1 protein-coding gene is annotated in these 964 nt (G+C 63.0%); it reads right to left on the bottom strand.

The annotated features are described in order from the left end of the window. A partial coding sequence (gene xcpP, locus EEB15_RS33065) for a type II secretion system protein N (protein WP_141514235.1) occupies positions 1–672 on the bottom strand: 672 nt, incomplete at its 3' end. Between the last annotated feature and the right edge of the window lie 292 nt (positions 673–964).

Here is a 964-nt window from a genome sequence, read left to right as displayed (position 1 = left end):
CGAGTCTTCTTCGGCGGGTTCTGCGATGGGCGTGGCTTCCATCTGCTGGCGCAAGGCGTCCAGGCGCTCGCGCAATGCTGCAGCGTTCTCATCCTGCAGGCTTTGCAGTTGTTCGATCGAGTCGTTCTCGCTTGTAATGTCGTCCGCGCTGGCCAGCAGTCCCCCGGAACGGTGCGGGAAGGGCAGGCTTTCCAGGCGCCCGCCGCGCTGCAGTTCGACGCGGTCGCGGTAGACCGCGTGCAGCTTCACGCCGTCGCTGATCTCGCCGCCGACCGCGTAGCGGTGCGGCTTGTCGCCCTGGCGCTGGATGATCGCGCTGGACAGCTTGGGATCGCTCTGGACGAAGCTGCCCTTGAGCACCAGGTCGAGGTTGGTGGCCGGTGGCGGGGCGTTGGGGTCCTGGGCGCTGGTGCCGAAGAGGCGCGCCAGGCGGGTCGGATCGCTGCGGGTGGATTCGTGGCTGACCGGCGAGGCGGCGACGGCTACCGGGCTGCGTTGCAGGCGCAACCAGCCGGCCGCCTGCCAGGCGAGGCTGATGCTCATGGCGATGATCAGGGCAACAGCCAGAAGGGCCGGGGCGTACCGCTGCAGCCAGCGGGAAGAGGCGCCGGAGAAAGGCAATACATCACTCCTGGTCTTTATCGTTATGTCTGAAGATCGCCGAGGGATCATAGCAGTTCGTTGCCAGTAGGCTACCTACTTCTATCAATAGGTGTGACTGGCCGGGCCAGGCACGCTTGTGCTTAAGATAACGGCTCGCCAGGATACTTCTGCAAGAGGAACTCGGGATCGGCCGCACAAAACGACTAACAACTAACAATACTGACGGTAACCGTTCAGTGGTCATATACGACCAAGATACTTCTGTAAGGTTACCGCTATAAGGCATCCATGATGACAGCCCCGTTACCCGAAATCGCCGCGCCGACCGCACCGCCACGGCGTCTGCCGTTCAGTTTCGCCA

The organism is Ramlibacter sp. WS9, assembly GCF_003797765.1.
Classification (GTDB): Bacteria; Pseudomonadota; Gammaproteobacteria; order Burkholderiales; family Burkholderiaceae_C; genus Ramlibacter.
The sequence above is the reverse complement of the archived record's forward strand: the minus strand, read 5'-3'. Positions and strand labels throughout refer to the sequence as shown.